Below are 25,075 nucleotides of genomic sequence, written 5' to 3' on the forward strand. Positions count from 1 at the left end.
TTAAAAACTCAAAATCACAAACTTGCTAAGGCGAGGACAGATAAATAGTTTAAAATTGTGCCAGTGGCACGATTTTAATATTTATCCCTCGGAATAAAACGAAGAATTAAAATTTAATTGAATTTAATTTATTTAAAAAATAATCACAGCTTTAAATTTTAGAGTACGGTTTTATATGAATTTTTAAATTTGAAATCGTATCAGTTTATTCCTTATGATATTTCTTGCATGAGATTTGAATTCTTTTTTTAAAAAGCAAATCCTAGCTTTATGACTAGGATTTTTTTAATATATTTTTTTATCTGTAATTATTAAATCTAATTTTTGATCAAAATCATCGAAATTTAATTTATAAGATTTATTTATTTGATAAAACAAACCTACATAAAAAGACTTATGATTTTTTATATAATAATCATAAAATCCTCCTCCATAGCCAAGCCTATATTTATTCTTATCAAATGAAAGTCCTGGAACTATGGTAAGATCAATATTTTCTTTAGTATTTTTAAGTTTTGATGTTTTTATTTTATATTCTCCATAGACAAGATCGTCAAATGATTTAAGCAAAACAGGAATCATTTTATGTTTTCCTGTAATTTTTGGGATATAAACTTCTTTTTTATCTAAAAAAGCCTCTTTAATTATTTTTTTCGTATCAATTTCATCATCTGTTGAATAATAAATAAAAATAGATTTGGAATTTTTATAAAAATCACTTTCTAGAAAATTTTCTTTTATTTTTTTATCCCAAATTTTTTTATCATCTGGGCTAATTTTTGTTCTATTATTTATAAAATATCTTCTGAGTTCTTTTTTCATCAACCAACTCCAAAATCTGTAATATTATAAAGGTAGTCGATTTTTTTACTTTCTAATAATTTTTGGTGATATTTTTTTAAAAACCAATCTACAAGTTCGTCATCTCTTTTTACATCTGTTGAATTATTATTGAATACATTTACAGTGGCATGGGGGAAATTATTTAAAATAATTTCCATATCCCTATCAATCATTTCTTTTGTCTGTCCCTTTATGCCAACCATAAGGCAGGGAGAATCAAAATATTGTAAAACTTCTTTATAATTTTTAAAATCTGCTCCCTTTAAGAGATAATTTTCACGAAAGTCATTGTCGAAAGTTTCAACCCCAGTTTTAATTATTACTTTTTGATTTTTAAAATATTTTCTAATTTCATTGACTTTTTTTCTATAAATCCAATGGCATTCAAAAAATAGGGTGTGGATATTTTTTGAGTTGGCAAGGTCTTTTATCATTTTTTTGGTATTTTCTGTTAGTTCAAAAAATGAAGCTGAATCAATAACTTCAAGAACTCCATATTTTCCTGTAACTTTTTCCAAAACTTTTTTATTTATTTGGTTAATTTTTTCTTCATCTATCTCATTATCTTCTATATAATCGCAAAATCTACATTTTCCCCATTTGCAAGGTCTTGCTTTTAAAAGAACAATTTCTCTTTTATATTTTTCATCTATTGTAGAATATCTTTCCATTAATTTATCCTCCTATAATTTTTTGTTTTCATATAAGCTGCTATAATTTCTGCTCCTAATATTATTGTAAGGGAAAATAAGAGCATCCAAACTAAAAGAGCGATTATTCCTGCCAAGGCTCCATAAATTACTGACATATTGCTCATATTATTGAGGAAAAATGAATATCCAAAACTTGTAATAAATATCATGATGCTTGTAGAAATTGAACCTACAAAGGCATCCTTAAATTTAATTTTTACCGAATCGTTATAAGGGGCAGCTTTATATAAAAGTGTAAGGCCCAAAATTAATATTATTGGTGGAATTATTCCTGATATTAAATTTATTAGCCAGTTAAATTCATTAAGTGAAAAAGAAGAATTTACAATTTTTAAAATATCTTCTATCAATTTTAATATTCCGTTTGAATAAATTCTTATTAAGAATATAAAAATCAAAATAAATATTAAAACAAAAGTGTAAAGGAATCCAAATATTTTATTTTTTATCATTGAATGATCATCTTCTAGACCATAGGCAATATTTATAGCAAGAATTATTTTTGAAACTCCTTTTGATGCTGACCAAAGAGCAAAAATTAAGGTGATAGTTGAAATTGTTGAAACAGAACCTGAATCAATTATAGATTTTACTATCATCAAAATTATTCCCCTAATTGAATCTGGAAGTAATTTTATAAAATCTATTACTACATCCTCATTTCCCTTCATATATTTTGTAACAAGATTTAATAAAACCAATAACATTGGTATTGCTGCTGACAAAAAATAATAAGAAAGAGAAGAGGCGAGAGTCATAAGGTCATGATCTCTAATTCTTTCTATCAAATTTAAAATAAACTTTTTAATATTAGAAGATTTCAGCCTTATTTTCATTTTAAATACCTATCAAACCATTCTTTTATAGCTTCAAGTCTTTTAATTCTTGCTTTTGGTCTTCCAGATCTTGAAAGTTCATGATTTTCTCCGTGGAAAATATACATTTTTGAATCAACTCCGTTTTCTTTTATTCTTGTATACATTTGAAGGCCTTGTTCTAATGGGCACCTATAATCTTCATCTGAATGAATAAACATTATTGGAGTTTTTACATTTTTTGCATATTTAATAGGAGATTGATCCCACATTTTTTCCAAATTATCCCAAGGATTTGATCCAGTTTGATCTGGCCCAAAATAATATCCAATATCTGAAACTCCATAAAATGAAGTCCAATTTGAAATTGATCTTTGAGAATTTGCTGCCTTAAATCTATCAGTATGTGAAACAATCCAATTGGTCATAAATCCACCGTAAGATCCACCATAAACTCCCAAATTATTACTATCAATTTGTGGGAATTTTTTTATAGCAAAATCTGTAAAATTCATCAAATCTTCATAGTCGATAGACCCATATTTTCCTCTAATATCTGAATATTTTACTCCATTTCCACTTGAACCATGAGGATTAGTGTAAATTATTATATATCCGTCATTTGCAAAAACTTGGTGTTCATGATGGAAAATATTTGAAAACTCTGTTTTTGGTCCACCGTGAATTGATAAAAGTGTAGGATATTTTTTATTTTTGTCAAAATCTACAGGCAAAAGAGCATATCCTCTAATTCTATCACCATTAGATTCGTAGAAAAATTCTTCAATTTTACCAATTGATGTATTTATTTTATTATCAAATAAAATTGATTTATTATTTTTATCTTTAAGGTGAGAAAGTCTATTTTCTGTCATTGATAAATAATAAATATTTTCATCAGCAATTACAAAATCTTCAACACATCCAGAAATTTCAAGATTTAAATTACCATTTAAATCCATTGAATAAAGCTTAGACTCTTCTTTTTCTGTAACTAAGAAATATAATTTGTTATTTTTAAATTCAAAAATTTTATTAGATTCCCATCTTGCATCTGTACCTAGAGAGTTACCAAAAGACTTATCAAAATCATCTGGAGAAATTTTTTCATATTTTCCTAATAAGTCACTTTTATAAATAAAGGCGTCTTCATTTATGCCACCTTTTTCCATATCAGTTGCAACAAAGATTAACTCATCCTCATTATCAAAAAATAAATCATAAAAAGAAAAAGTATCTTCTATTAAAATATTCTCATTATTATTTTCTAGATCTAAAATAATTAGATCATCTTTTAATCTTGAAACATTGTTATCATTTTTTCCAATAACAAGGGCTAATTTATTTAAGTTTTTATTAATCGCAAAGGCGTTTAAAGTTTCATTTTTAAATTCTCTAATTTTTTCTAATTTATTTTCATTTTTATTGAAAAAATACAAAGATTCGATTTCATCTTTTATGAAGCCTGAACCATTAAAGTAGAAAGGTAATTTTGTAACTTCTTTATAAAAAGAATTTTCTTTTTGATTTTTTCTTTGATCTTTTGATAATTTATCGCAAGCTTTAATTAAAAAATTTCCATTTTCTAGGTTTTTAATGAAAGATACATTTTTGTTTATTTTAAAATCAAACTTTGCTATTTCTATTGACCTATCTTTTTTATAAAAATAATCAAAATCTTCATCAGATTTTTCCTTAAATATAATATTATTATCATTATCGAAAATAAATAGATTTATATCTTTATTATCTGAAATTTTAAATTTTTTATTATTTTCTAAATCAAAAGCATATAAAAAAGAATCATATTTATTTTTATTAAAATTTGCATTAGTTTTTAAAAATGCAAGATATTTTTCATCATTTGATATTTTAAGATTTGAATAAAAATCATATTTTAAAATATCATTTATTTTTGTTTTATCCATATTTCCTCCTCATTTTATCTTATTATACATTAATTTTTAATAAACAAAAAACCAAACGTTTACATAAACTTTTAGGGGGTATATATATAATATCAAAACGATGGAGGTTCAATTATGAAACTAAATATTAAAGGTAAAAACATCAATGTTTATGAAAGCTTAAAAGAAGAAGCAAAGGAAAAATTTGATAGGCTTGACAAATATTTTAACAAGGAAGAAGAAATGGACCTCAAATTTTCTACCGAAGGTAATTTAAAGAAAGTTGAATCAACTATTTTTCTAAAAGGTGGTACAATTCTTAGAGCTGAAGAAGTAAATGAAAACTTTTCAACTGGAATTGATAAGGTTATTGACGCTTTGGTACGTCAAATCAGAAAACATAAAACAAAACTTCAAAGAAATAGAAGAAATGGTGAGTCAATAAAATTTGAATCCTTTGATAACATTGAAATTGAAGAAGAGAAAGAAGATAATCCAACTATAAAAAAAGAAAAAGAAATAGTTCTAAGACCAATGAGCGATGAGGAAGCTTGTATGCAAATGGAACTTTTAAACCATGATTTCTTTATATATTTAGATGATCAAGAAATGAAAACAAGATTAGTTTATAAAAGAAAAGATGGTCATTATGGATTAATTATTCCTGAATAATGAATTTTACTGCTGCATTTTTTGCAGCAGTTTTTTTATTTGTAAATAATTTACATATATAATTATCTACTAGATAAACTTTTATAGAGTATAGTGATAATATAAATAAAAAATAAATTAAAAACAAAGAAAGAAGTCAAATGAAATTAACAGTTGATTTAGAAAATCCTTATGACATTGTTATAGGTTCAAAAATTATAGAAAAATTGCACGAATATTTAAAAGAAAATTATAAAAATTCTAGAATTTTAATAATAAGTGATGATTTAGTTTATAAAATTCATGGAAAAAAAATTGAAAAAGAACTCGGTGGATTTTATTTTAAAGAATACATTTTAAAAAATGGAGAAAAATCAAAATCTACAGAAAATTTAATTAAAATTTTAGAGTTTGCAGCAAAAAATGAATATAGAAGATCTGATTTAATAATTGCTTTTGGAGGAGGAGTTGTAGGAGATATTTCAGCTCTTTTTTCTTCTCTTTATCTTAGAGGAGTTGATTTTATCATGGTTCCAACTACATTTTTATCTTCAATCGATTCATCTGTTGGTGGAAAAACCGCAGTGAATTTAAAAGCAGGGAAAAATTTGTGTGGAACATTTTATCAACCAAAAAAAGTTTTTATAGATACAGATTTTTTAAAAACTTTATCAGATTATTATTTTAAGGATGGTTTGGGAGAAGCTATCAAATATGGAATGATTAGAGATAAGTCTATTTTCGATGAAATTTCTAATAATAATGTAAATAAATCTTATCCAAATCTTCCATCAATTATAAAAAAATGCTTACAAATAAAGAAAGAAGTTGTTAAGAAAGACGAGAAAGATTTGGGTATTAGACAAATTTTAAATTATGGCCATACTTTTGCCCATGCTATTGAAATTAATTCTAATTTTAAAATTAGTCATGGTCATGCAGTAGCTCTTGGTATGAAAATAATGGTCAAATATTTTTATAAAGATTTTTTAGGTGAGTTTGTAAAAGTTTTAGAAAAATACGGTCTTGATTATGATATAGATTTTAATACAGATGAAATTATAAAAATTTGTAAACTAGATAAAAAATCTAGAGCTGATAAAATAAATATCATCGTTGTAAAAGAGATTGGAACTTGTGAGATTTTAAAAATAGATTTTAATTATTTGAGGAAAATATATGAAAACAGATGATATTTTAATTCATCCTTCAAAATTAGAAGGAGAAATTGATGCTATTTCATCCAAATCTTTTGCCCATAGAGTTTTAATTATGGCAGGACTTGCAAAAAATCCTACTAATATTTATATTAATGAATTTTCAAAAGATATAAATGTGACAATAGATAGTCTTGAAAATTTGGGAGTAAAAATTAAAAAAGATAAAAATCTTGTAAAAATAATCCCTCCAAATGAAAAAATTGAAAAAGCAACTATTGATATGTATGAATCAGGATCTTCTTTGAGATTTTTCACAGGAGTTTGCTCTCATTTTTCAAAAAATACAAAAATATTAGGTGAAAAAAGACTTGCTAAAAGACCAAACCTTGAACTAATTAATAATCTAAGACAAAACGGCTTAGAAATTTCTTCTAATAAAATTCCCTACACTATTAAGGGAAAATTAAAATCAGGGAAATTTGAATTTTTGGAAAATAAATCAAGCCAATATATAACAGCTATAATGCTTGCAGCAAGCAAACTAGATGGAAAAATTTATATTAAATTAAAACAAAAACCAGAATCAATTGGTTATATTGATATAACAAGAAAAGTCTTAAAAGATTTTAATGTTGATATTAAGAAAGAGAATAACTCATATATAATTGAAAATCCACAAATTATTTCACCAAAAAATTATTATGTAGAAGGAGATTGGTCAAATGCTGCATTTTTTTATGGGGCAAATTTACTTGGTTCAAAAATAAAAATTAAAAACTTGAATGAAAAATCTCTACAAAAAGATAGAGAAATTGTAGAAATTTGTCAAAAAATAAAAAAATGTAAAAAAGAAAATAAAGAAATAAAAATAGACATTTCACAAATACCAGACCTTTGTCCAATAGTTGCAATCTTACTCACATCTTTAGACAAAACTTCCTACATTATTAATGGAGAAAGATTAAGACTTAAAGAAAGTGACAGGTTAGAATCAACTTCAAAGATGTTAAATGATTTGGGAGCAAATTGCCAAATCCTTGGAGACGGTCTTAAAATCTCTGGAAAAATAAGTGGGGGCAAGGTTGATTCTTTTAATGATCACAGGATAGTAATGGCTGCAAGTATAGGATCTTTACTTGCAAAAGATGACATAATAATAAAAAATTATAAGGCAGTAAATAAGTCCTACCCATCATTTTTCAAAACTTTTGAAAAACTTGGTGGTAGAATTAAATATCTAGGAGCTTAAATGGACGATATTAAAGATATTAGAGAAAATATAAACAAAGTCGATGATGAAATTATAAAATTACTAGAAGAAAGGTTTGACCTTTCAAAAAAAGTAAGGGCCTACAAGATATCTCACAATAAAAAAGTTTATGATCCAATTAGGGAAAAAGAAATTCTAAAAAAAATTCAAGAAAAAAATCCTGAATATGGAAAATATTTCGTAAAAATTTATCAAGAAATTATGGATCAGTCTAAAAATCTACAAAAAAATGATGAAAAATATGGACTTTTAGGAAAAAAATTAGGCCATTCTTATTCAAAAATAATCCATGAAAAACTTGGATACTATAGCTACCAATATTTTGAAAAAAACGAAGAAGATTTGGATGAATTTTTTGAAAAAAAAGATTTTAAGGGGATTAATGTAACAATTCCATATAAAGAGAAAGTAATAAAATACCTAGATTATGTGTCTGATAAGGCAAAAAAAATTGGAGCAGTAAATACAATCGTAAATAAAAATGGAAAACTTTACGGCTACAATACAGATTATTTTGGCTTTTTTTATGATCTTAAAAAAAATCAAATAGAAGTAAAAAATAAAAAATGTTTAGTTCTTGGTAAGGGTGCATCCTCAAAAACTGTAAAAGAAGTTTTAAAAGATTTGGACGCAAAAGAAATTGTATTTTTATCAAGAAGATTTAAACCTTATTTTAAAGATGAAAAAAATTATAGGGATTTTGAAATAATTATAAATACTACTCCTGTTGGAATGTATCCTAATAATGGAGATTTTTTAGATCATATTAATCTCGATAATTTTGAAAAATTAGAGGGAGTCCTTGATTTAATTTATAATCCAAATATGACAAAAATTTTAATTGATGCAAAATTAAAAAATATAAAATTTGCCAGTGGAATTGATATGCTTATTGCTCAGGCTATAAAAGCAAGCGAATTATTTTTAGATAAAAATTTTGATCCATCTTTAATCAGTGGTGTTAGAAATTCTTTATTAAAGAATCAAATAAATATTGCCCTTATTGGAATGCCAGGATCTGGTAAAACAAGCCTTGGACAAATTTTGTCTAAAAATATGAATAGAAAATTTTTTGATATAGATGAAGAATTCGTAAAAAAATATGGGAATATAGAAGATTTCTTCAATAAATATGGAGAAGGTGAATTTAGAAAAAAGGAAATCCAAATTATAAAAGAAATATCAAAATCAAATTCTCTTATCATAAGTTGTGGTGGTGGAGTAGTAGAAAAAGATATAAATTATTATTATTTAAAAGAAAATTCTTTAATAGTTAATGTAAGAAGAGATTTAGAAAAATTAGAAATTGGTGGAAGACCACTATCAAAAAAATATGATTTAGATTTTTTGTATGAAAAAAGAAAAGATCTATATGATAAATTTAAAGATTTTGAGGTTTATAATAAAAATTTGAATGTTTGTGCAAAAGAAATTGAGGAGAAATTTTATGAGAATATTAATAATTAATGGGCCCAATATAAATATGCTTGGAATTAGAGAAAGAGATCTTTACGGAAAAAAAACTTATAAAGATTTAATTAAATATATAAAAGATTATGTTTATAATAAGGATATTGAAATTGAAATTTACCAATCAAATTCTGAAGGACAAATTATAAATAAAATTCAAGAAGCATATAGTTTTTATGATGGAATAGTGATAAATCCTGCAGCATATACCCATACATCAATTGCAATTTTAGATGCCTTAAAAGCTGTAAATATACCAACAGTTGAAGTTCATTTAACAGATGTAGATAAGAGGGAAGAATTTAGAAAAATTTCCTATGTTTCATATTTTGCCATGAAAACTATAAAGGGCGAGGGATTTGATGGTTATATTGAAGCAATTAAGTATTTAAAAGAAAATTTCGAAAAATAATTATTGTAAATTTATTTTACAATTGATTGATTTTCATTTAATATTATATTTGAGATATTTTAATCCTATTTTATTGATAAGAGTCATAAAAAAGGTAGGATATACAGTGAATTAGAGGTGAAAGATTTGGCGTTATTTAATATATTTAAATCATTTAGTCAAAAAGAAATTGCCAACAATCAAAAATTAGTTGACAAAATTTTAGCACTAGATGAAGATATGCAAAAATTAACAGATAAACAGTTACAAAATAAAACAAATGAATTTAAAGAAAGACTTAAAAACGGAGAAAGTCTTGATGATCTTTTAGTAGAAGCATTTGCAACAGTAAGAGAAGCAAGTGATAGAGTTTTGGGAATGAAACATTATCCTGTGCAATTGTTGGGAGGAATTGTTCTACATAATGGACAAATAGCAGAAATGAAAACAGGAGAAGGAAAAACTTTAGTTGAAACTCTTCCTGCTTATTTAAATGCCCTTGACGGAAAGGGAGTTCATGTAGTTACAGTAAATGATTACCTTGCAAAACGTGACCAAGAGTGGATGGGGAAAGTTTATTCATTTTTGGGTCTTACAGTAGGTTGTATAATTTATGGACTTACAAACTCTGAAAGACAAAAAAATTATAATTGTGATATAACTTATGGAACAAATAACCAATTTGGTTTTGATTATCTTAGAGATAACATGGTTATTTATAAGGATAATATGGTTCAAAGAGGACTTCATTATGCAATAGTCGATGAGGTCGATTCAATCTTAATTGATGAAGCTAGAACTCCACTTATAATTTCTGGAGAAGGTGATGAATCTACAGATACTTATAAAAAGGCTGATGAATTTATAAAAGGACTTGAGGGAAGAATTTTAGATCCAAATGAAGATTTAGATCAAGATCCATTTGATAGAGAATTTGTTGTAGAGAAAGTAGATTTCTTGGTAGATGAAAAAAGAAAATCATCAAACCTTACAGAACAAGGAACAGAAAAGGCTGAAAAATTCTTTGGAATTGAAAATTTATCAGATCCAGAACATCTAGAACTTGCTCACTACATTAATAATGCCCTAAAAGCAAATACAACTATGACAAGAGACATAGATTATGTTGTAAATAAGGGCGAAGTAATGATTGTAGATGAATTTACAGGCCGTATTATGCAAGGAAGAAGATACTCAGATGGTCTTCATCAAGCAATTGAGGCAAAAGAAGGAGTTGAAGTTCAATCAGAATCAAAAACTCTTGCAACAATTACCTTCCAAAATTACTTTAGAATGTATGATAAATTATCTGGAATGACTGGTACTGCAAAAACAGAAGAAGAAGAATTTTCAGAAATTTATAGCTTGGATGTTGTAGAAATTCCTACAAACAGATCAATCCAAAGAGTTGATGATGTAGACTATGTTTATATAAATGAAAATGGAAAATATAATGCAATTATAGAAGAAATTAAAAAAGTTCACGCAACTGGTCAACCAATTCTAGTTGGTACAATTTCTATAGAAAATTCTGAAAAATTATCGAATGCTCTAAAAAAAGAAAAAATAAAACACGTAGTATTAAATGCTAAAAATCACGAAAGAGAAGCTGATATTGTGGCTCAAGCAGGTAGACTTAATGCTGTAACAATAGCTACAAATATGGCGGGTCGTGGTACTGATATTATGCTTGGTGGAAATGCTGATCATATGGCAAAACAAAGATTAAAAAGAGAAGGAATTTCTGATGAATTATTAGAACAAGTAGACTCTTTCCAAGAAACAGATAACCAAGAAATATTAGATGCGAGAAAAAAATATAAACACTATAAATCTCTTGTAAAACCTGAAATAGATCAAGAAGCTAAAAAGGTAAGAGAAGTTGGTGGACTATATATAATAGGTTCAGAAAGACATGAATCTCGAAGAATTGATAACCAATTGAGAGGACGTTCAGGAAGACAAGGAGATCCTGGTAAATCAAGATTTTTTATCTCATTAAAAGATGATTTAATTAGACTAAATGTAGGAGAACAAATTTCTAAATTTGTAGAAAATTACAATTATCCAGAAGATGATCCAATTGTTTCAAAAATGGTAACAAGATCAATTGAAAAAGCTCAAACTAGAGTTGAGGCAAATAACTTTGCAACAAGAAAAAGAGTCCTCCAATATGATGATGTAATGAATAAACAAAGAACAATAATCTATAATGAAAGAAAACAAGTTCTTTACGGAGAAAATATGAGAGAATCAATTTTAGCAATGATAAAAGATTCGATTTCTCAAGCTGTATATTCATTTACTAACCCACAAATAAAACCAGAAAATTGGGAAATGGTAGCCTTATTAAATCATTTAAAATCAATAGCAATCCCAGTTGAACTTTTAAGATTTGAAAATATTAATGATTTAACCCAAGAAAAATTAATAGATTATATTTACCAAACAACCTTAAATAAATATGAGGAAAAAGAAAAACAATTTGGTGAAGATAATATGAGAGAAGTTGAAAGGGTAGTTCTTCTTAGAGTAATTGATACAAAGTGGATGGAACACATCGATGCAATGGATCAAATGAGAAAAGAAATTGGTGTTAGAGCTATGGGTAATGATGATCCTGTTCGTGCTTATACAAATTCCGGATTTGAAATGTATGAAGAAATGACTAATGCAATACAAGAAGAAACCGTAAGGTTAATGATGGGTGTTGAAATTAGACAAAATATTGAAAGAAAACAAGTTTTAAGACCTGATTCAGAAAATCTTGAAAATGCTGAGGATCCTGATCAAGCAACTAACAGAGCTGAAAGAAGAAGATTAAAAAGAGAAGCAAAAAAAGGTAATATTAAGGGTAATTAGATGGCAGAAATTTATGAGTTAAGAGAAATCATTGAAGAACTTGAAAAAAATCTTAATATGATTGGAGCTCATCTTGATCCTGATAATCTTTTTTTAGAAATAAAAAATATTGAAAAAGAAACCCTTAAAGAAAATTTTTGGGATGATAGCCAAAAAGCCCAAGAAATAATGGCTGATTTATCTGATAAAAAAGATGATTATAAAACTTTTACAAATTTTAAAGAAGAATTAAAAGATCAATCTGATTTAATTGACATTATTGAACAAACAAATGAAGAATTAGATAGTTTAGTTGATATAGAAGATTCTCTAAGTATTTTAAAAAAAGAAATATCATCTTTTAAAATAAAAACTGAACTTGATGGAGAATATGATAAGAATAATGCCTATATGGTGATTCATGCAGGCGCTGGTGGACTTGAGGCTACTGATTGGGCAGAAATGCTTATGAGAATGTACACTAGATTTTTTGAAAGACGCAATTTTAAATTTGATATAACAGATTTAAATAATGAAGAAGCAGGTGGTATAAAGTCTGCAACTATTCATATAAAAGGCTCTTACGCTTATGGATACTTAAAAGGTGAAAGAGGAGTTCATAGACTTGTCAGGATTTCTCCTTTTGATTCTTCAAAAAGACGTCATACTTCTTTTGCATCGATAGATATTTTTCCAGAGTTAAATGATGATATGAGTGTTGAAATTGATCCTAAAGATTTAAGAATTGATACTTATAGGGCAAGTGGGGCAGGTGGACAACACGTTAATAAAACCGATTCTGCTGTTAGAATTACTCATATACCTACTGGAGTAATTGCTTCAAGTCAAGCAGAAAGAAGCCAAACTCAAAATAAAGAAACTGCAATGAAACTTCTTTTGGCAAAGCTTACTCAAATTAAAGAAGAAGAACATAGAGAAAAAATTGAGGATATTCAAGGGAATTACACCCAAATAGCTTGGGGAAGCCAAATAAGATCTTATGTATTTCATCCATACACTCTTGTAAAAGATCACAGAACAAATTTTGAAGTGGGAAATGTAGATAGTGTAATGGATGGCGATATTAATGGATTTATAGATGCTTATTTAGCAAAAGGGGGAAAGGAATAATCCTTTCCTTTTATTTTTATAAAATTTAAGGAGAAAAAATGAAAAATATAATATTAACAGGAGATAGACCAACTGGAAAACTTCATTTGGGTCATTATGTTGGATCTTTAAAAAATAGAGTAAAAATACAAAATGAGGGAAATTATGACAAAATGTATGTTATGATTGCTGATGCTCAAGCTTTGACAGATAATTTCAATAATCCTAAAAAAATTAGAGAAAATATTACAGAGGTTATGCTTGATTATCTTTCAGTAGGACTTGATCCTGAAAAAGTTACATTTTTTGTACAATCTTATGTAAAAGAACTAACAGAACTTACTTTTTATTTATTAAATTTAGTTACCTTGTCAAGACTTGAAAGAAATCCTACTGTAAAAAGTGAAATAAAATCTAAAAATTTTGAAACAAGTCTTCCAACTGGATTTTTAATTTATCCAGTAAGTCAAACATCAGATATTATTTTGTTTGATTCAAATATTGTTCCAGTTGGAGAAGATCAAGAGCCTATGCTTGAACAAGCTAGAGAATTGGTTAGGTCATTTAATAATACCTACAAAGAAATTTTTAGAGAGCCAAAAGCAGTAATTCCGGAAAATAAAGTATGTAGAAGACTTCCAGGTATTGATGGATCAGCAAAAATGAGTAAGTCATTAGACAATTGTATTTATTTATCTGACTCTAAAAAAGAAGTAAAAAGAAAAGTAATGTCCATGTTTACAGATCCTGGTCATATAAAAATAAGTGATCCTGGAAAAGTTGAAGGCAATGCAGTATTTACTTATCTTGATGCTTTTTGTGAAGATTATCATTTTGAAAAATATTATCCTGAATATAAAAATTTAGACGAACTTAAAGATCATTATAGACGTGGAGGTCTTGGTGATGTTAAAATTAAAAAATTCTTAAATAAAGTTTTGGAAGATTTTCTTGATCCTATAAGAGAAAGAAGATCTTATTATGCTAAAGATATTGATAATTTATTTAAAATTATGGAAAATGGATCAAAAGAGGCAAGCTTATATGGTCAAAAGAAATTAAATGAGGTAAAAGAAGCTATGGGAATAAATTATTTTGATGATAATAATTTAATTTCTGAACTTCAAGAAAAATATGACCAAGAGTATAAATAATGTTTTATAAATTGTTAAAAAAAAGTGCAATATTACTTGCACTTTTTTATTTTATGTTTTATAATGAAAAGGTAGTCATATAGAAACTATATATTTTACATAAAAAATTATAGTTAAAAAAAAGGAGTATTTAAAGACATGAGTAAATCGGAAAAGAAAAAACTAGGTTTAATACCTAAATTATTGATAGCGATTGCCTTGGGTACCTTAGCAGGTTTATATTTACCAGAATGGTTTGTAAGAATTGCCGTGACATTCTCAACTATTTTTGGTGCATTTTTAAACTTTGTAATCCCACTTATGATAATCGCTTTTGTTACTAAAGGAATTGCAGATCTTGGAGAGGGAGCAGGAAGATTACTTGCTGTAACAGTTCTTATTGCATATACTTCAACATTAGTTGGTGGTTCATTATCTTATGTAATGAGTTCTAATATTTTCCCATCATTTATCAGCCAAGACCAAGTTGCAAAAATCCAAGCTTCAAGTGAAATTGAAGTTAACCCATTTTTTGAAGTACCAATAAAACCATTTTTTGATGTTACATCAGCAATTATTTTTGCTTTTATGATGGGTATAGCAATCTCATGGTTAAGAAAACAAGGTAAGGGAGAATTTTCTTACGGACTTATTGGAGAATTTAATGAGATAATTACTAAAGTATTATCAACAGCAATTGTTCCATTATTACCATTTTTCATTTTTGGTAATTTCTCAAAAATGGCATTTACAGGATCAGTATTTGCAGTTCTTTCAATATTCTGGAAAATATTCTTATGTGTAATTGCTCTTCACTTATTATATGTATCTGCTTTATTTATAATAAGTGGTTCTTACACAAAGAAAAATCCAATAAGACTTATCAAAAATCAAGTAAAAGGATATTTAACAGCTGTTGGTACACAATCATCAGTTGCAACAATTCCAGTAAACTTAGAATGTGCTAAGCAAAATAGTGTTAGCAAGGGAATAAGAGATTTTGTTATTCCTCTTGGAGCTACAGTTCACATGCCAGGTTCTATGATTACAATCACTGCTTGTACATTTACAATTTTAACAATGTATGGAATGGATCATTCTTATTTATTAATGTTAAGATATATGGCAATTTTAGGAATTGCTATGGTTGCTGCACCAGGAGCACCAGGTGGAGCTGTAATGAGTGCCCTACCATTTTTACCAGTAGTAGGAATTCCTTCAGAAGGTGAACTTGCATCATTATTGATTACTTTATATCTAACACAAGATTCATTTGGAACTGCAGCAAATATTTCTGGAGATACAGCAATTTCTGTTGGTATTGATAAGATATTTAATAAACATATAGTTAAAAATGATGACTACAAAGACGGTTTCAATGAAAAAATTATAAATGCTAAAGAAATTTAATGAAAAAAACTAGGCCCTGTGTGACCTGAACCCCAAAATCCGGAATACGGATGGAGGGGTTTTTCTATGCCAAAATACACAAAAGAATTTAAAATAAAATTAGTGATGGAATATTTATCAGGGAAATCTGTTGGCAGGATGATGGTTGCTAAAAAATATGATATACCCGAGGGAGGGTATATTACAAAACTGGATAGTAAAATATAAATCAGGAGGCTTTGATAGCTTATCTAAAAAGTCAAAAAACAACAAATTCACTAGTGAATTTAAGCTATCTGTAATACAATATAGGCAAATAAATAATACTTCGCTTAAAGAGACTGCAGAGCGCTTTAATCTTGTTAATGGATCTATGGTATACAGATTGGATAAAGCATATCAAGAACATAGTCTATCTGGGCTGGAAGATAAAAGAGGAAGGCCTAAAAAAGACATGACCAAATCAAATAAAAAGTCTAAACTTAATACTCCAATAAACGAAAGTGAAAGAGAAGAATTAATAAGATTAAGGGAAGAAAATAGACTACTTAAAATGAAGATAATATAGGAAAAAAAGCTACAAGCCTTGCTCCTGGAAGAGGAAGCAGAAGCAAGGAAAAGACAAAGATAATCCTCAAACTTCTAAAAGAAAATCCAAAAAGTAAAATAAATGAATGGCTAAAAATAGCTAAGTTGCCAAAATCATCATACTATGAATGGAAGATAAAATTAGGAAATCCAGTAGATAAAGGCAAATAAATCAGAAAAGAAATAATAACAATAATAGAAGCATCAAAAGGTAGATATGGCTATAGAAGAGTAACTATGGTATTAAAAAATAAAGGCTTTAATGTTAACCATAAAAAAGTCTTAAGAATAATGAGAGAAGAATCCTTGCTATGCTCTAAATTTAAAACTAGATCAAGAAAATACTCATCATACAAGGGACAAATAGGTAAAGTAGCCGATAATATTGTAAAAAGACAGTTTACAGCTACTAAACCAAATAAAATATGGTTAACAGATGTAACAGAATTTAGAATAAAGGGTAAGGAAAAGAAACTATACCTATCACCAATATTAGACCTATACAACAGCGAAATAATCAGCTACACACTGAGCAATCACCCAACAATAAAATTAACTAATACGATGTTAGAAAAAGCATTAGGAGAAAATAAAGACATTATAAATTTAACTATACACTCAGACCAAGTATTTCATTACCAACATAGTACTTGGACTAAAAAACTATAAAAAATTAATATTAGGCAAAGTATGTCAAGAAAAGGCAATTGTCTAGATAATTCTCCAATGGAGAACTTCTTTGGAATATTAAAAAAAGAAATGTATTATGGAGAAGATTTTAATAGTTATGATCATTTGAGAAATGAGATCGAAAAATATATCAAATGGTACAATGAGGATAGGATTAAAACAAAATTAAACGGAATGTCCCCTGTTATGTACAGATTACATTCCGCTTAAAATATTATTAAATTATTCCGTGTTTACGGGTTCAGGTCAGATACAGTCTGCGGATTTTTTTATTTTAAAAATTTTAAATATAGATATGGAAAAGAGGAAATAAACATATATCGGATAAAAAGAGTAAAGGAAACTTTGCTCTTTTTTATATCAGACTTTATTTCGATAAATATAAATTACTATGTATAATTATCAAACGATATTTTTATATTATTCCCTAAATACTATGTATATTTTCAAAATTATGTATGTAGGGCAATTTATTCTACATGATTAGAAATTTGTAAATTCTATTAATTGTTAGGATGGTACATTTCTCTTCATAGCTATGAAAACATTTGAACTTGTTGTAAATCTATTTATATTGTACTATTTAATTGAAAGGAGGGTTAGTATAAATAAGAGAAGATATGAAATTTTATGTATTTTATTAAATGAGAATGATTTTGTACCAATAGATTATTTGAAGAAAAATTTCAAAGTGAGTCTTAGAACTATAAATGACGATGTAAAGATAATAAATAATCATCTGCTTAAGTATTCTGGTATTAGTATTGATGTTAGAGATAGTGAAATAATATTAGAAGATAAAAAAATGATTAAAAGTTTTTTATCTGGCTTAAACTTTTATGATTACACTCTTAACAAAGCTGAAAGGTTAAACGTGGAGACCTTAATTTTGCTTATATCAAAAGAGTATGCTACAAAAAAAGAATTGGCTGATATTATGTTTACATCTAGATCGACTGTAACTTCCGACATTGATGACTTAGCAATTTTTATAAAACAAAAAAATATATCGCTTGTTACAAAACCGGGAAAAGGATTGTATATCGATGGGTCACATAAGCATAAAAGAGAGGCTCTAATAGAGCTTGTTAGTGATAATTATTACCTTATAAATATGTTCATAAATTCTGTAAACAACTTATATGAAAATATAGCTTTTAGAATTGAGGAAAATAAAAAAACTATATTTAACATTATTGGAGAATCTGAATATAGGAATAGTGTTATATTCTCTGAAAAGTCTTTTGATATCTTATCAAACTATTTATTGATGTTGTCGTTAAGTTCTACTTACGATTATGAAATTACTGAAGAATCTGACTTTATATCAGATAATTTAGATAAAGATATAGCATATAGCTTGTATAAACAGCTCATTGAACATTTTGAATATAATTACTATATAGACGAATGTATATATCTTTCTAAACTAATATTAAACCTCCAGTTCAGAATAGTAGGAGCTAATGATAATGATTCAATAAGTATAAATTTTATAACTAGAGAATTAATTGACTCATTATCACGAGAATTATCTATTCCTTTATTCTTAGACTATAAGTTATTTGAGAGTCTTTCATTACACATAGAAAGAATGAAACAGTATAAAATAGAAGATATCGTTAATTATCCAGAACTTAAACTTATAGCAAATGAAAAGAAAGACCTATTTGAAAAAGTTAAAAAACACTCTGAAGTACTATCTAGTTACTTTGATAGAGATATATATGACATAGAAATATCATATATTGTTATATACGTCTATGCATCATTAGAAAGAATGATTGATAGAGCATGCAGGAGATTGAAATCAATTGTTGTATGTAATTCAGGCATAGGAACTAGTCAATTATTAAATCATAAATTGGAAGAATTGTTTAAGTTTAAGATAGTAGGATGCACAACAAGCCACCAATTGAGAAATATGGACTTAGATGATATTGATATCATAATTACTACGGTTGATTTATATAATATTAATAAAGAGTATATAAAAGTATCTCCATTAATAAATGAATATGATTATAAAAAAATATCTGACTATGTGTATGAAAGATCTAGCTCTATAATCAAGGGTTACGACCTTGATTTTATTGAAAATAAATCAAAAAAACAAAGTTATAAAGATCAGGATATATTTTTAGAAAAAATGAATTCAGATGAAGGTAATAGTTTGGAAGACTTTCTTATTGAGGATAACATCGTGCTAGATATTGAAGCATCTGATTGGAAAGATTCAATAAAAATAGCTTCAAAAGTTTTATTAAATAAAAACAATATTAGCCAAGAGTATGTAAGTGAAATGATTGAAAATATAGAAGAATTTGGACCCTATGTAGTAATTAGTGAAAATTTTGCTTTACCACATGGGAAAATTTCTTCAAAAGTTAATAAGACCAGTATGGCCTTAGCTAGATTAAGGAATCCTGTTAATTTTGGATCTTCAGTTTTTGATCCTATTAAGTTTGTTTGTATATTAGCGGTTGATGAAAACAAAGATCATTTAAAAGCTTTATTTGAATTAATTAATTTATTAAAAATAGATGAATTTAAAAGAGCTTTAGAATTGGCTAGAACAAAGGAAGAAGTCAGAAATCAAATAATAAAATATAATAGAATTTTTAATTAGTTAAAAATGCTTTTAAGTAAACAATGTAATAGATGAAAACAGAAAGGAGGTAGTTATGGAAAGTCAAATTAAAGTAAGAGAAGATCTAATATTTATCGATTTAGACTGCGATAGCAGAGAAGAGTTGATAAAATATATGTCTGATCAAATGATGGATGCTGGGAAAGTAAAAGAAACATATTTTAATGCGGTGCTTGAAAGGGAATTAATATATCCTACAGGTTTGAATACTGGAGATATAAAAGTTGCCATTCCACACACCGATCCTATCCATGTTAATTCAGCGGGGATAGCAGTAGCTACATTGAAAAATAGTGTGGAATTCAAAAATATGGAAGATCCAGATCAAAATATTGATGTAGATTTAGTATTTATGTTAGCGGTAGCAAACCCTGAAGCTCAGGTACCTTTGCTTGTTAAATTGATGGGCGTATTTAGTGACAAAGAACTATTAAAAAAAATAAAAGATTCAAAAACAAAACATGAAATAAAACAAATTTTAGAAAAATTAATAAAGGAGTAAATTATGAAAAAAATTGTAGTAGCATGTGGTTCAGGAGTAGCAACAAGTCAAACTGTTGCATCTAAAATCAACAGTATGTTAGAGGACGACGGTATCAGAGCAACTGTAGAAGCTGTAGATATAAAGTCACTTGAGAACATTATAGATACAGTAGACGTTTATGTATCAATAATGCCAGGAGGAAAAACTTACGAAAATGTACCAAAGATTAATGGGATAGCATTCTTGACAGGTATGGGTATGGATGAAGAATATGAAAAATTAAAAGGCTATATAAATAGTTAGGAGTCATAAAAAATGTTAGGTCAAATAATTAATTACATTTTAAATTTAGGGGCAGCCATATTTTTACCAATAATTATGATTATTATTGGATTGATATTCAAGATGCCTGCTAAAAGAGCTATAATTTCAGGTATTACTCTTGGTGTAGCATTCACAGGAATGAGCTTGATATTAGACTTTATGTTTGGGACAATAAGTCCAGTAGCGCAAGCTCTAGTAGAAAGAACAGGTCTTCAACTAAACGCTGTAGACGTTGGTTGGACCCCAATGAGTGCGATTGCTTGGGCGTGGCCATATGCTTTATTGATGTTTCCTATTCAAATAGTAGTAAATTTATTGCTCATAGGTTTTAAATGGACAGATACACTAAACGTAGATATGTGGAATGTTTGGGGAAAAATATTTACAGCTACCATGGTAAACGCAATATCTGGGAACATAATATTTGGTTTCGTCGCAGCCATTATACAAATAGTATTTGAATTAAAAATGGCTGATGCAAACCACGAAAGAATTCAAAAATTAACAGGCATACCTGGTGTAACTTGTACTCACTACATGACATTTCAATGTGCATTGATGTCTCCAGTTAATAAGGTTTTAGACAAGATACCAGGTCTTGGTGGAAGATCACTTGACTCTGATAGCCTTAAAGATAAGATAGGTATTTTTGGAGAAAATAGCGTAATGGGTTTACTAGTTGGTATACTATTAGCTATTATAGCTGGATATAGCGTTTCAGATACATTGAATGTAGGTATTAAAGTTTCAGCATCTTTAGTGCTATTCCCAATGGTTGCCAAATTGTTTATGCAGGCACTTCAACCAATATCAGATTATGCAAGTAATTACATGAAAAACAAATACAAAGATAGAGAAATTCAAATTGGTTTAGACTGGCCATTTATGGCTGGAAGATCTGAAATTTGGGTTGTATCAATCATACTTGTACCACTTGAAATAGCTTTGGCATTTTTATTTGCTAAGCTTGGATGGTCTTCAGTTTTACCACTAGCAGGAATTGTAAATGTTATTGTAGTAGTACCAGCATTAGTAGTTACAAATGGTGATATAATCAAAATGATAATACTATCAATTCTTTTCACACCAACATATCTATTGGTTTCAAGTAGATTTGCTGAAGCTATAACAGCATTAGCAGGGCAGGTAGGAACTATAGATATACCTGCAGGTCAATTTATAACTTACTTTGGGGTTGAGGCTCCAATATTTAGATGGGCAATTTCAGAAGCTTTTGCTTTCAATTTAGTAGGAATAGTTTCGTTTGTAGCCTTTGTCGGATTGTTTATAGTATACGTAAAAAAAGCTATGAGTAAAAAACAGCTTGAAGAAGAAAATAACTAGGAGAAAATTATGTTAGAAGAATTAAAAAACAACGTTATAAGAATATCAAAAGATGCACAATTAAAGGGACTATGTCAACCAGGATCAGGAAACTTTAGTGAAAAGGACAAAGAAACAGGATATGTAGTCGTAACACCTGCAACAGTAGATAGGATGAAACTAACAACTGATGATATTGTAGTTGTTGATTTAGATGGAAATATAATAGAAGCTAAAAATGATAGAAGACCGTCTAGTGAAACAATGATGCATCTTCAAATTTATAAAACAAGAGATGATATAAACGGTGTAGCCCATACACATTCTAAATATGCGACTAGCTTCGCTGTTATTGGTAAAGAAATTCCAGCGATAGTCTATGAGTTAGCTACTATGGGACTTAAAGAAGCAAGAATTCCAGTAGCTCCATTTGCTACACCAGGAACACCAGAATTAGCAAAAACAGTTATAGAATCATGCAAAATTTCAAATGCATTTTTGATGGAAAAACACGGAGCTGTTGGTATAGGTGAAGATTTGGAAAAAGCATATCTAAACATGCAATATTTAGAGGATATAGCACATATTTACTTCAATGTACTAATGATAAATAATGGAAAAGAACCAGATTCATTTAAACAAGAAGACTTTGATATCTGGAAATATCCAGAAAAATTAGATTTGGAGGGCTAAAATTAATGAAAATGAAAAAAATAATTAATAAACCAGAAGACTATACAAAGGAATTTATGGAAGGGATCATTAAAGCTCATTCAGATAAATACGCTTTGTTGAATGATGACTTTAGGATGCTTATTCGTAAGAATAATCCTAAAAAAGATAAAGTAGGTATAGTAACAGCTGGCGGAAGTGGACACCTTCCGTTATTCCTAGGCTATGTTGGTGAAAAAATGCTTGACGGATGTGCAGTAGGTAATGTTTTTGCATCTCCAGCTGCCTCTAAAATGGAAGATTTAATTAGAGAATGTGATTTTGGTAAAGGCGTTTTGTGTTTATATGGTAACTATGGCGGAGATAATATGAACTTTAATATGGCGACCGAAATGACAGATTTTGATGACATCGAGACCGTTAAAATTGCTGTTAAGGATGATATTGCCAGTGCACCTTATGAAAAAAGAGATACAAGAAGAGGTGTAGCCGGAATAGTATATGCTTATAAAATAGCAGGAGCTGCAGCTGATAAAGGTTATGATTTAGAAAAAGTAGCATCAATAACAAATAAAGCCTTAGAAAATATAAGAACTATGGGTGTAGCATTGAGTGCTTGTGTTGTCCCAGAAGCAGGAAAAGCAACATTTTCTATTAATGAAGATGAAATCGAGATAGGAATGGGAATCCATGGTGAAGCTGGAATTGATGTAAAAAAAATGATGACAGCTGATGAGGTAGCAGATTTATTACTAGAAAAACTTTTAACAGAAGTAGAACTTGAAAAAAATGATGAGATTTCTATCATGATTAATGGACTGGGATCAACACCACTAGATGAGATGTATATTGTATACAATAGATTATATGATTCATTAAAAGAGAAAAATATAAATATAATCCAACCACACATAGGTAACTTTGCAACTTCAATGGAAATGGCTGGTCTTTCAATAACATTGTTTAAACTAGATGAGGAGTTAAAAGAATTATTATTAGAAGTTTCAAGTACTCCATTCTATACAAATTATAATAGGTAGGTTAATATGAATACTAAAGATATTCTTAAAATAAATGAGATAATTGAACAACTGATGATTGAAAATAAGGAATATTTGATAGAATTAGATCAATTGTTCGGAGATGGAGATCTTGGCATCTCAATGTGTCAAGGATTTAGAGGGCTTCTTGAAAATCTTAATAGTGATGAAAGTGATTTAGGAAAAGTTTTTATCAAGATGGGAAGAGATTTTAATGAAAGCGCTCCTTCATCACTAGGTACTATTTTATCTTTTGGAATGATTGGAATGGCTAAGGCTACCAAAGGTAAAGAAGATTTATCAAGCGAAGAGCTTTATGATTCCATTAAAGCAGGAGTTGATAATATAGTAAGTAAAACGGGATCTAAAGAAGGCGAAAAAACTATACTTGATTCATTAATTCCAGCTGTAGAAAATACAGAGGGTGTAAAATCTGAAGGTATTGAAAAACTAGCTGCTGCTATGGCCAAAGAGGCTGATAAGGGTGCTGAAGAAACTAAAAACATGATAAGCCAACATGGAAGAGCATCCTACCATGGTGAAAAAACTCTAGGCCACATGGATGGTGGGGCTTATGTAGGTAAACTTCTATTCGAAGCTCTAGATAAATATTACAATAAGTAAGATATAAAGATAAGATGAAAAACATTAAATTGATAGCTTTTGATTTGGATGGGACCTTATTAAACGAAAATAGAGAATTATCAGAATATAATATAAGAGCTATAAAAAAGTTAGTAAAAAAAGATATAAAAATAGTTATAGCTACTGGTAGACCTTATGCTGGATTCAGTAGATTTTTAGCACAGTTAGGTACATTGGGTAAAGATAATTATTCAATAACAAATACTGGCTCTATTATAAGAGAAAATATCGATGAAGGGAATATTAAACTCAATGCTATGGATTTAAATGACTATTTATTTATCAAAGATTTAACTAAAAATTATGAAAATCTCCAAGTAGCCTTTTATACTGATGAGTATTTATACATTGAAGAGCTTTGCCCTAACGAAGCATTTATTCATGACAAGAACATCTTGAGGATGGATAGCAAAAATGTTGTTTCCTACAAAAATGAACCCATATGTAGAATAAATGTAATGGGGCCAGAAGATTTACTAGATAATTTTCAAAAAGAGAATTTAAATACTCTGGAGAAGAAATATGCCACAATGAGGAATGAAACATTTAGTTATGAGATATTAAATAGAAACTCAAGTAAAAGAAAAGGCTTAGAATTTCTAAGTAGATATTTAAATATTGACAGAAATCAAATAATGGCATTTGGGGATAACGTCAATGACGTAGAAATGATAGAATACGCTGGTGTTTCTGTTGCTATGGGAAATGGAAAAGACGTCCTTAAATCCAAGGCTGACTATATAGCTAAAGCTAATTCAGAAGACGGTGTAGCAAGGTTTTTAATAGATTACTTTGAATTAATGAATTAGGCTCCCTGCTTATCTTTATATAAGTTAAAATATTTCAAAAGTAAAGGTAACAAACAGCTCATTCTGTATTTGAAAAGATAGAGGAAGATTAAAAACTTAAAAGCTCAGGGAAATGACCTGAACCCCAAAATCCGGAATACGGATGGAGGGGTTTTTT

At 28.1% G+C, this 25,075-nt stretch carries 25 protein-coding genes; 21 read left to right on the forward strand and 4 right to left on the reverse strand.

Going from position 1 to position 25,075, the window contains the following annotated elements; translation table 11 throughout:
• Positions 1-285: 285 nt before the first annotated feature.
• From ASHG_RS00370 to ASHG_RS00385, 4 genes are read right to left on the reverse strand one after another with little or no spacing between them, the layout of a single operon-like run.
• Positions 286-822, reverse strand: a complete 537-nt coding sequence (locus ASHG_RS00370; RefSeq protein WP_051145855.1) for a 5-formyltetrahydrofolate cyclo-ligase — start codon at positions 820-822, stop codon at positions 286-288.
• Positions 822-1,514: a radical SAM protein gene (locus ASHG_RS00375; RefSeq protein ID WP_040396748.1), complete on the reverse strand. Its 693-nt coding sequence runs from the start codon at positions 1,512-1,514 to the stop codon at positions 822-824. The genes ASHG_RS00370 and ASHG_RS00375 overlap by 1 nt, the downstream gene beginning before the upstream one ends.
• On the reverse strand, positions 1,514-2,392 hold the full coding sequence (locus ASHG_RS00380) for a YihY/virulence factor BrkB family protein (protein ID WP_040396750.1): 879 nt from the start codon (positions 2,390-2,392) through the stop codon (positions 1,514-1,516). The genes ASHG_RS00375 and ASHG_RS00380 overlap by 1 nt, the downstream gene beginning before the upstream one ends.
• On the reverse strand, positions 2,389-4,299 hold the full coding sequence (locus ASHG_RS00385; protein WP_040396752.1) for an alpha/beta hydrolase family protein: 1,911 nt from the start codon (positions 4,297-4,299) through the stop codon (positions 2,389-2,391). The genes ASHG_RS00380 and ASHG_RS00385 overlap by 4 nt, the downstream gene beginning before the upstream one ends.
• Positions 4,300-4,413: 114 nt before the next feature.
• On the opposite strand from ASHG_RS00385, the gene hpf reads away from it, so the two are divergent.
• The 21 genes from hpf to ASHG_RS00480 all read left to right on the forward strand — a co-directional run bounded on the left by hpf (position 4,414) and on the right by ASHG_RS00480 (position 24,918).
• On the forward strand, positions 4,414-4,950 hold the full coding sequence (hpf, locus tag ASHG_RS00390) for a ribosome hibernation-promoting factor, HPF/YfiA family (protein ID WP_040396754.1): 537 nt from the start codon (positions 4,414-4,416) through the stop codon (positions 4,948-4,950).
• 140 nt (positions 4,951-5,090) lie between these two features.
• Positions 5,091-6,122: a 3-dehydroquinate synthase gene (gene aroB / locus ASHG_RS00395; protein WP_040396755.1), complete on the forward strand. Its 1,032-nt coding sequence runs from the start codon at positions 5,091-5,093 to the stop codon at positions 6,120-6,122.
• On the forward strand, positions 6,109-7,338 hold the full coding sequence (gene aroA, locus ASHG_RS00400) for a 3-phosphoshikimate 1-carboxyvinyltransferase (RefSeq protein WP_040396756.1): 1,230 nt from the start codon (positions 6,109-6,111) through the stop codon (positions 7,336-7,338). Before aroB ends, aroA begins: the two co-directional genes overlap by 14 nt.
• Positions 7,339-8,826, forward strand: coding sequence for a shikimate kinase (locus tag ASHG_RS00405; RefSeq protein ID WP_040396757.1), 1,488 nt, complete (start codon positions 7,339-7,341; stop codon positions 8,824-8,826).
• Positions 8,807-9,241 carry a type II 3-dehydroquinate dehydratase gene (gene aroQ / locus ASHG_RS00410; protein WP_040396758.1) on the forward strand — a complete coding sequence of 145 codons (435 nt, stop codon included), beginning with the start codon at positions 8,807-8,809 and terminating at the stop codon, positions 9,239-9,241. Before ASHG_RS00405 ends, aroQ begins: the two co-directional genes overlap by 20 nt.
• Before the next feature lie 126 nt (positions 9,242-9,367).
• Positions 9,368-12,082 (forward strand): preprotein translocase subunit SecA, encoded by a 2,715-nt coding sequence (gene secA, locus ASHG_RS00415; protein ID WP_040396759.1) that lies wholly within the window; start codon positions 9,368-9,370, stop codon positions 12,080-12,082.
• On the forward strand, positions 12,083-13,192 hold the full coding sequence (gene prfB, locus ASHG_RS00420) for a peptide chain release factor 2 (protein WP_040396760.1): 1,110 nt from the start codon (positions 12,083-12,085) through the stop codon (positions 13,190-13,192).
• Positions 13,193-13,230: 38 nt separating this feature from the next.
• Positions 13,231-14,325 carry a tryptophan--tRNA ligase gene (gene trpS, locus ASHG_RS00425; RefSeq protein ID WP_040396762.1) on the forward strand — a complete coding sequence of 365 codons (1,095 nt, stop codon included), beginning with the start codon at positions 13,231-13,233 and terminating at the stop codon, positions 14,323-14,325.
• A gap of 138 nt (positions 14,326-14,463) precedes the next feature.
• Positions 14,464-15,714 (forward strand): dicarboxylate/amino acid:cation symporter, encoded by a 1,251-nt coding sequence (locus tag ASHG_RS00430; RefSeq protein WP_040396763.1) that lies wholly within the window; start codon positions 14,464-14,466, stop codon positions 15,712-15,714.
• Positions 15,715-15,780: 66 nt separating this feature from the next.
• Complete coding sequence (locus ASHG_RS09235; RefSeq protein ID WP_244264211.1) at positions 15,781-15,921, forward strand: transposase; 141 nt, start codon at positions 15,781-15,783, stop codon at positions 15,919-15,921.
• A complete protein-coding gene (locus tag ASHG_RS00435; protein ID WP_244264212.1) occupies positions 15,860-16,261 on the forward strand; it encodes a helix-turn-helix domain containing protein in 402 nt (133 codons plus the stop codon). Before ASHG_RS09235 ends, ASHG_RS00435 begins: the two co-directional genes overlap by 62 nt.
• A gap of 203 nt (positions 16,262-16,464) precedes the next feature.
• The gene (locus tag ASHG_RS00440) at positions 16,465-16,950 is read left to right on the forward strand and encodes an IS3 family transposase (protein ID WP_316244684.1); all 486 of its coding nucleotides are present in this window, start codon (positions 16,465-16,467) and stop codon (positions 16,948-16,950) included.
• A 21-nt stretch (positions 16,951-16,971) separates the two neighbouring features.
• Positions 16,972-17,181: an IS3 family transposase gene (locus tag ASHG_RS08810; RefSeq protein WP_084689266.1), complete on the forward strand. Its 210-nt coding sequence runs from the start codon at positions 16,972-16,974 to the stop codon at positions 17,179-17,181.
• Between the two features lie 328 nt (positions 17,182-17,509).
• Positions 17,510-19,600 (forward strand): BglG family transcription antiterminator, encoded by a 2,091-nt coding sequence (locus tag ASHG_RS00445; protein WP_040396764.1) that lies wholly within the window; start codon positions 17,510-17,512, stop codon positions 19,598-19,600.
• A gap of 55 nt (positions 19,601-19,655) precedes the next feature.
• Positions 19,656-20,123 (forward strand): PTS sugar transporter subunit IIA, encoded by a 468-nt coding sequence (locus ASHG_RS00450; protein WP_040396765.1) that lies wholly within the window; start codon positions 19,656-19,658, stop codon positions 20,121-20,123.
• 3 nt (positions 20,124-20,126) lie between these two features.
• Positions 20,127-20,408, forward strand: coding sequence for a PTS sugar transporter subunit IIB (locus ASHG_RS00455; RefSeq protein ID WP_040396766.1), 282 nt, complete (start codon positions 20,127-20,129; stop codon positions 20,406-20,408).
• 12 nt (positions 20,409-20,420) lie between these two features.
• Positions 20,421-21,773, forward strand: a complete 1,353-nt coding sequence (locus ASHG_RS00460) for a PTS galactitol transporter subunit IIC (RefSeq protein ID WP_040396767.1) — start codon at positions 20,421-20,423, stop codon at positions 21,771-21,773.
• Between the two features lie 9 nt (positions 21,774-21,782).
• The gene (locus ASHG_RS00465; RefSeq protein WP_040396768.1) at positions 21,783-22,445 is read left to right on the forward strand and encodes a class II aldolase/adducin family protein; all 663 of its coding nucleotides are present in this window, start codon (positions 21,783-21,785) and stop codon (positions 22,443-22,445) included.
• A 5-nt stretch (positions 22,446-22,450) separates the two neighbouring features.
• The gene (locus ASHG_RS00470; protein ID WP_208853620.1) at positions 22,451-23,464 is read left to right on the forward strand and encodes a dihydroxyacetone kinase subunit DhaK; all 1,014 of its coding nucleotides are present in this window, start codon (positions 22,451-22,453) and stop codon (positions 23,462-23,464) included.
• 6 nt (positions 23,465-23,470) lie between these two features.
• Complete coding sequence (locus tag ASHG_RS00475) at positions 23,471-24,088, forward strand: dihydroxyacetone kinase subunit L (RefSeq protein ID WP_040396769.1); 618 nt, start codon at positions 23,471-23,473, stop codon at positions 24,086-24,088.
• Between the two features lie 14 nt (positions 24,089-24,102).
• On the forward strand, positions 24,103-24,918 hold the full coding sequence (locus ASHG_RS00480; RefSeq protein ID WP_040396771.1) for a Cof-type HAD-IIB family hydrolase: 816 nt from the start codon (positions 24,103-24,105) through the stop codon (positions 24,916-24,918).
• Positions 24,919-25,075 lie beyond the last annotated feature (157 nt).

It is taken from the genome of Anaerococcus senegalensis JC48 (assembly GCF_000321005.1).
Lineage (GTDB): Bacteria > Bacillota > Clostridia > Tissierellales > Peptoniphilaceae > Anaerococcus > Anaerococcus senegalensis.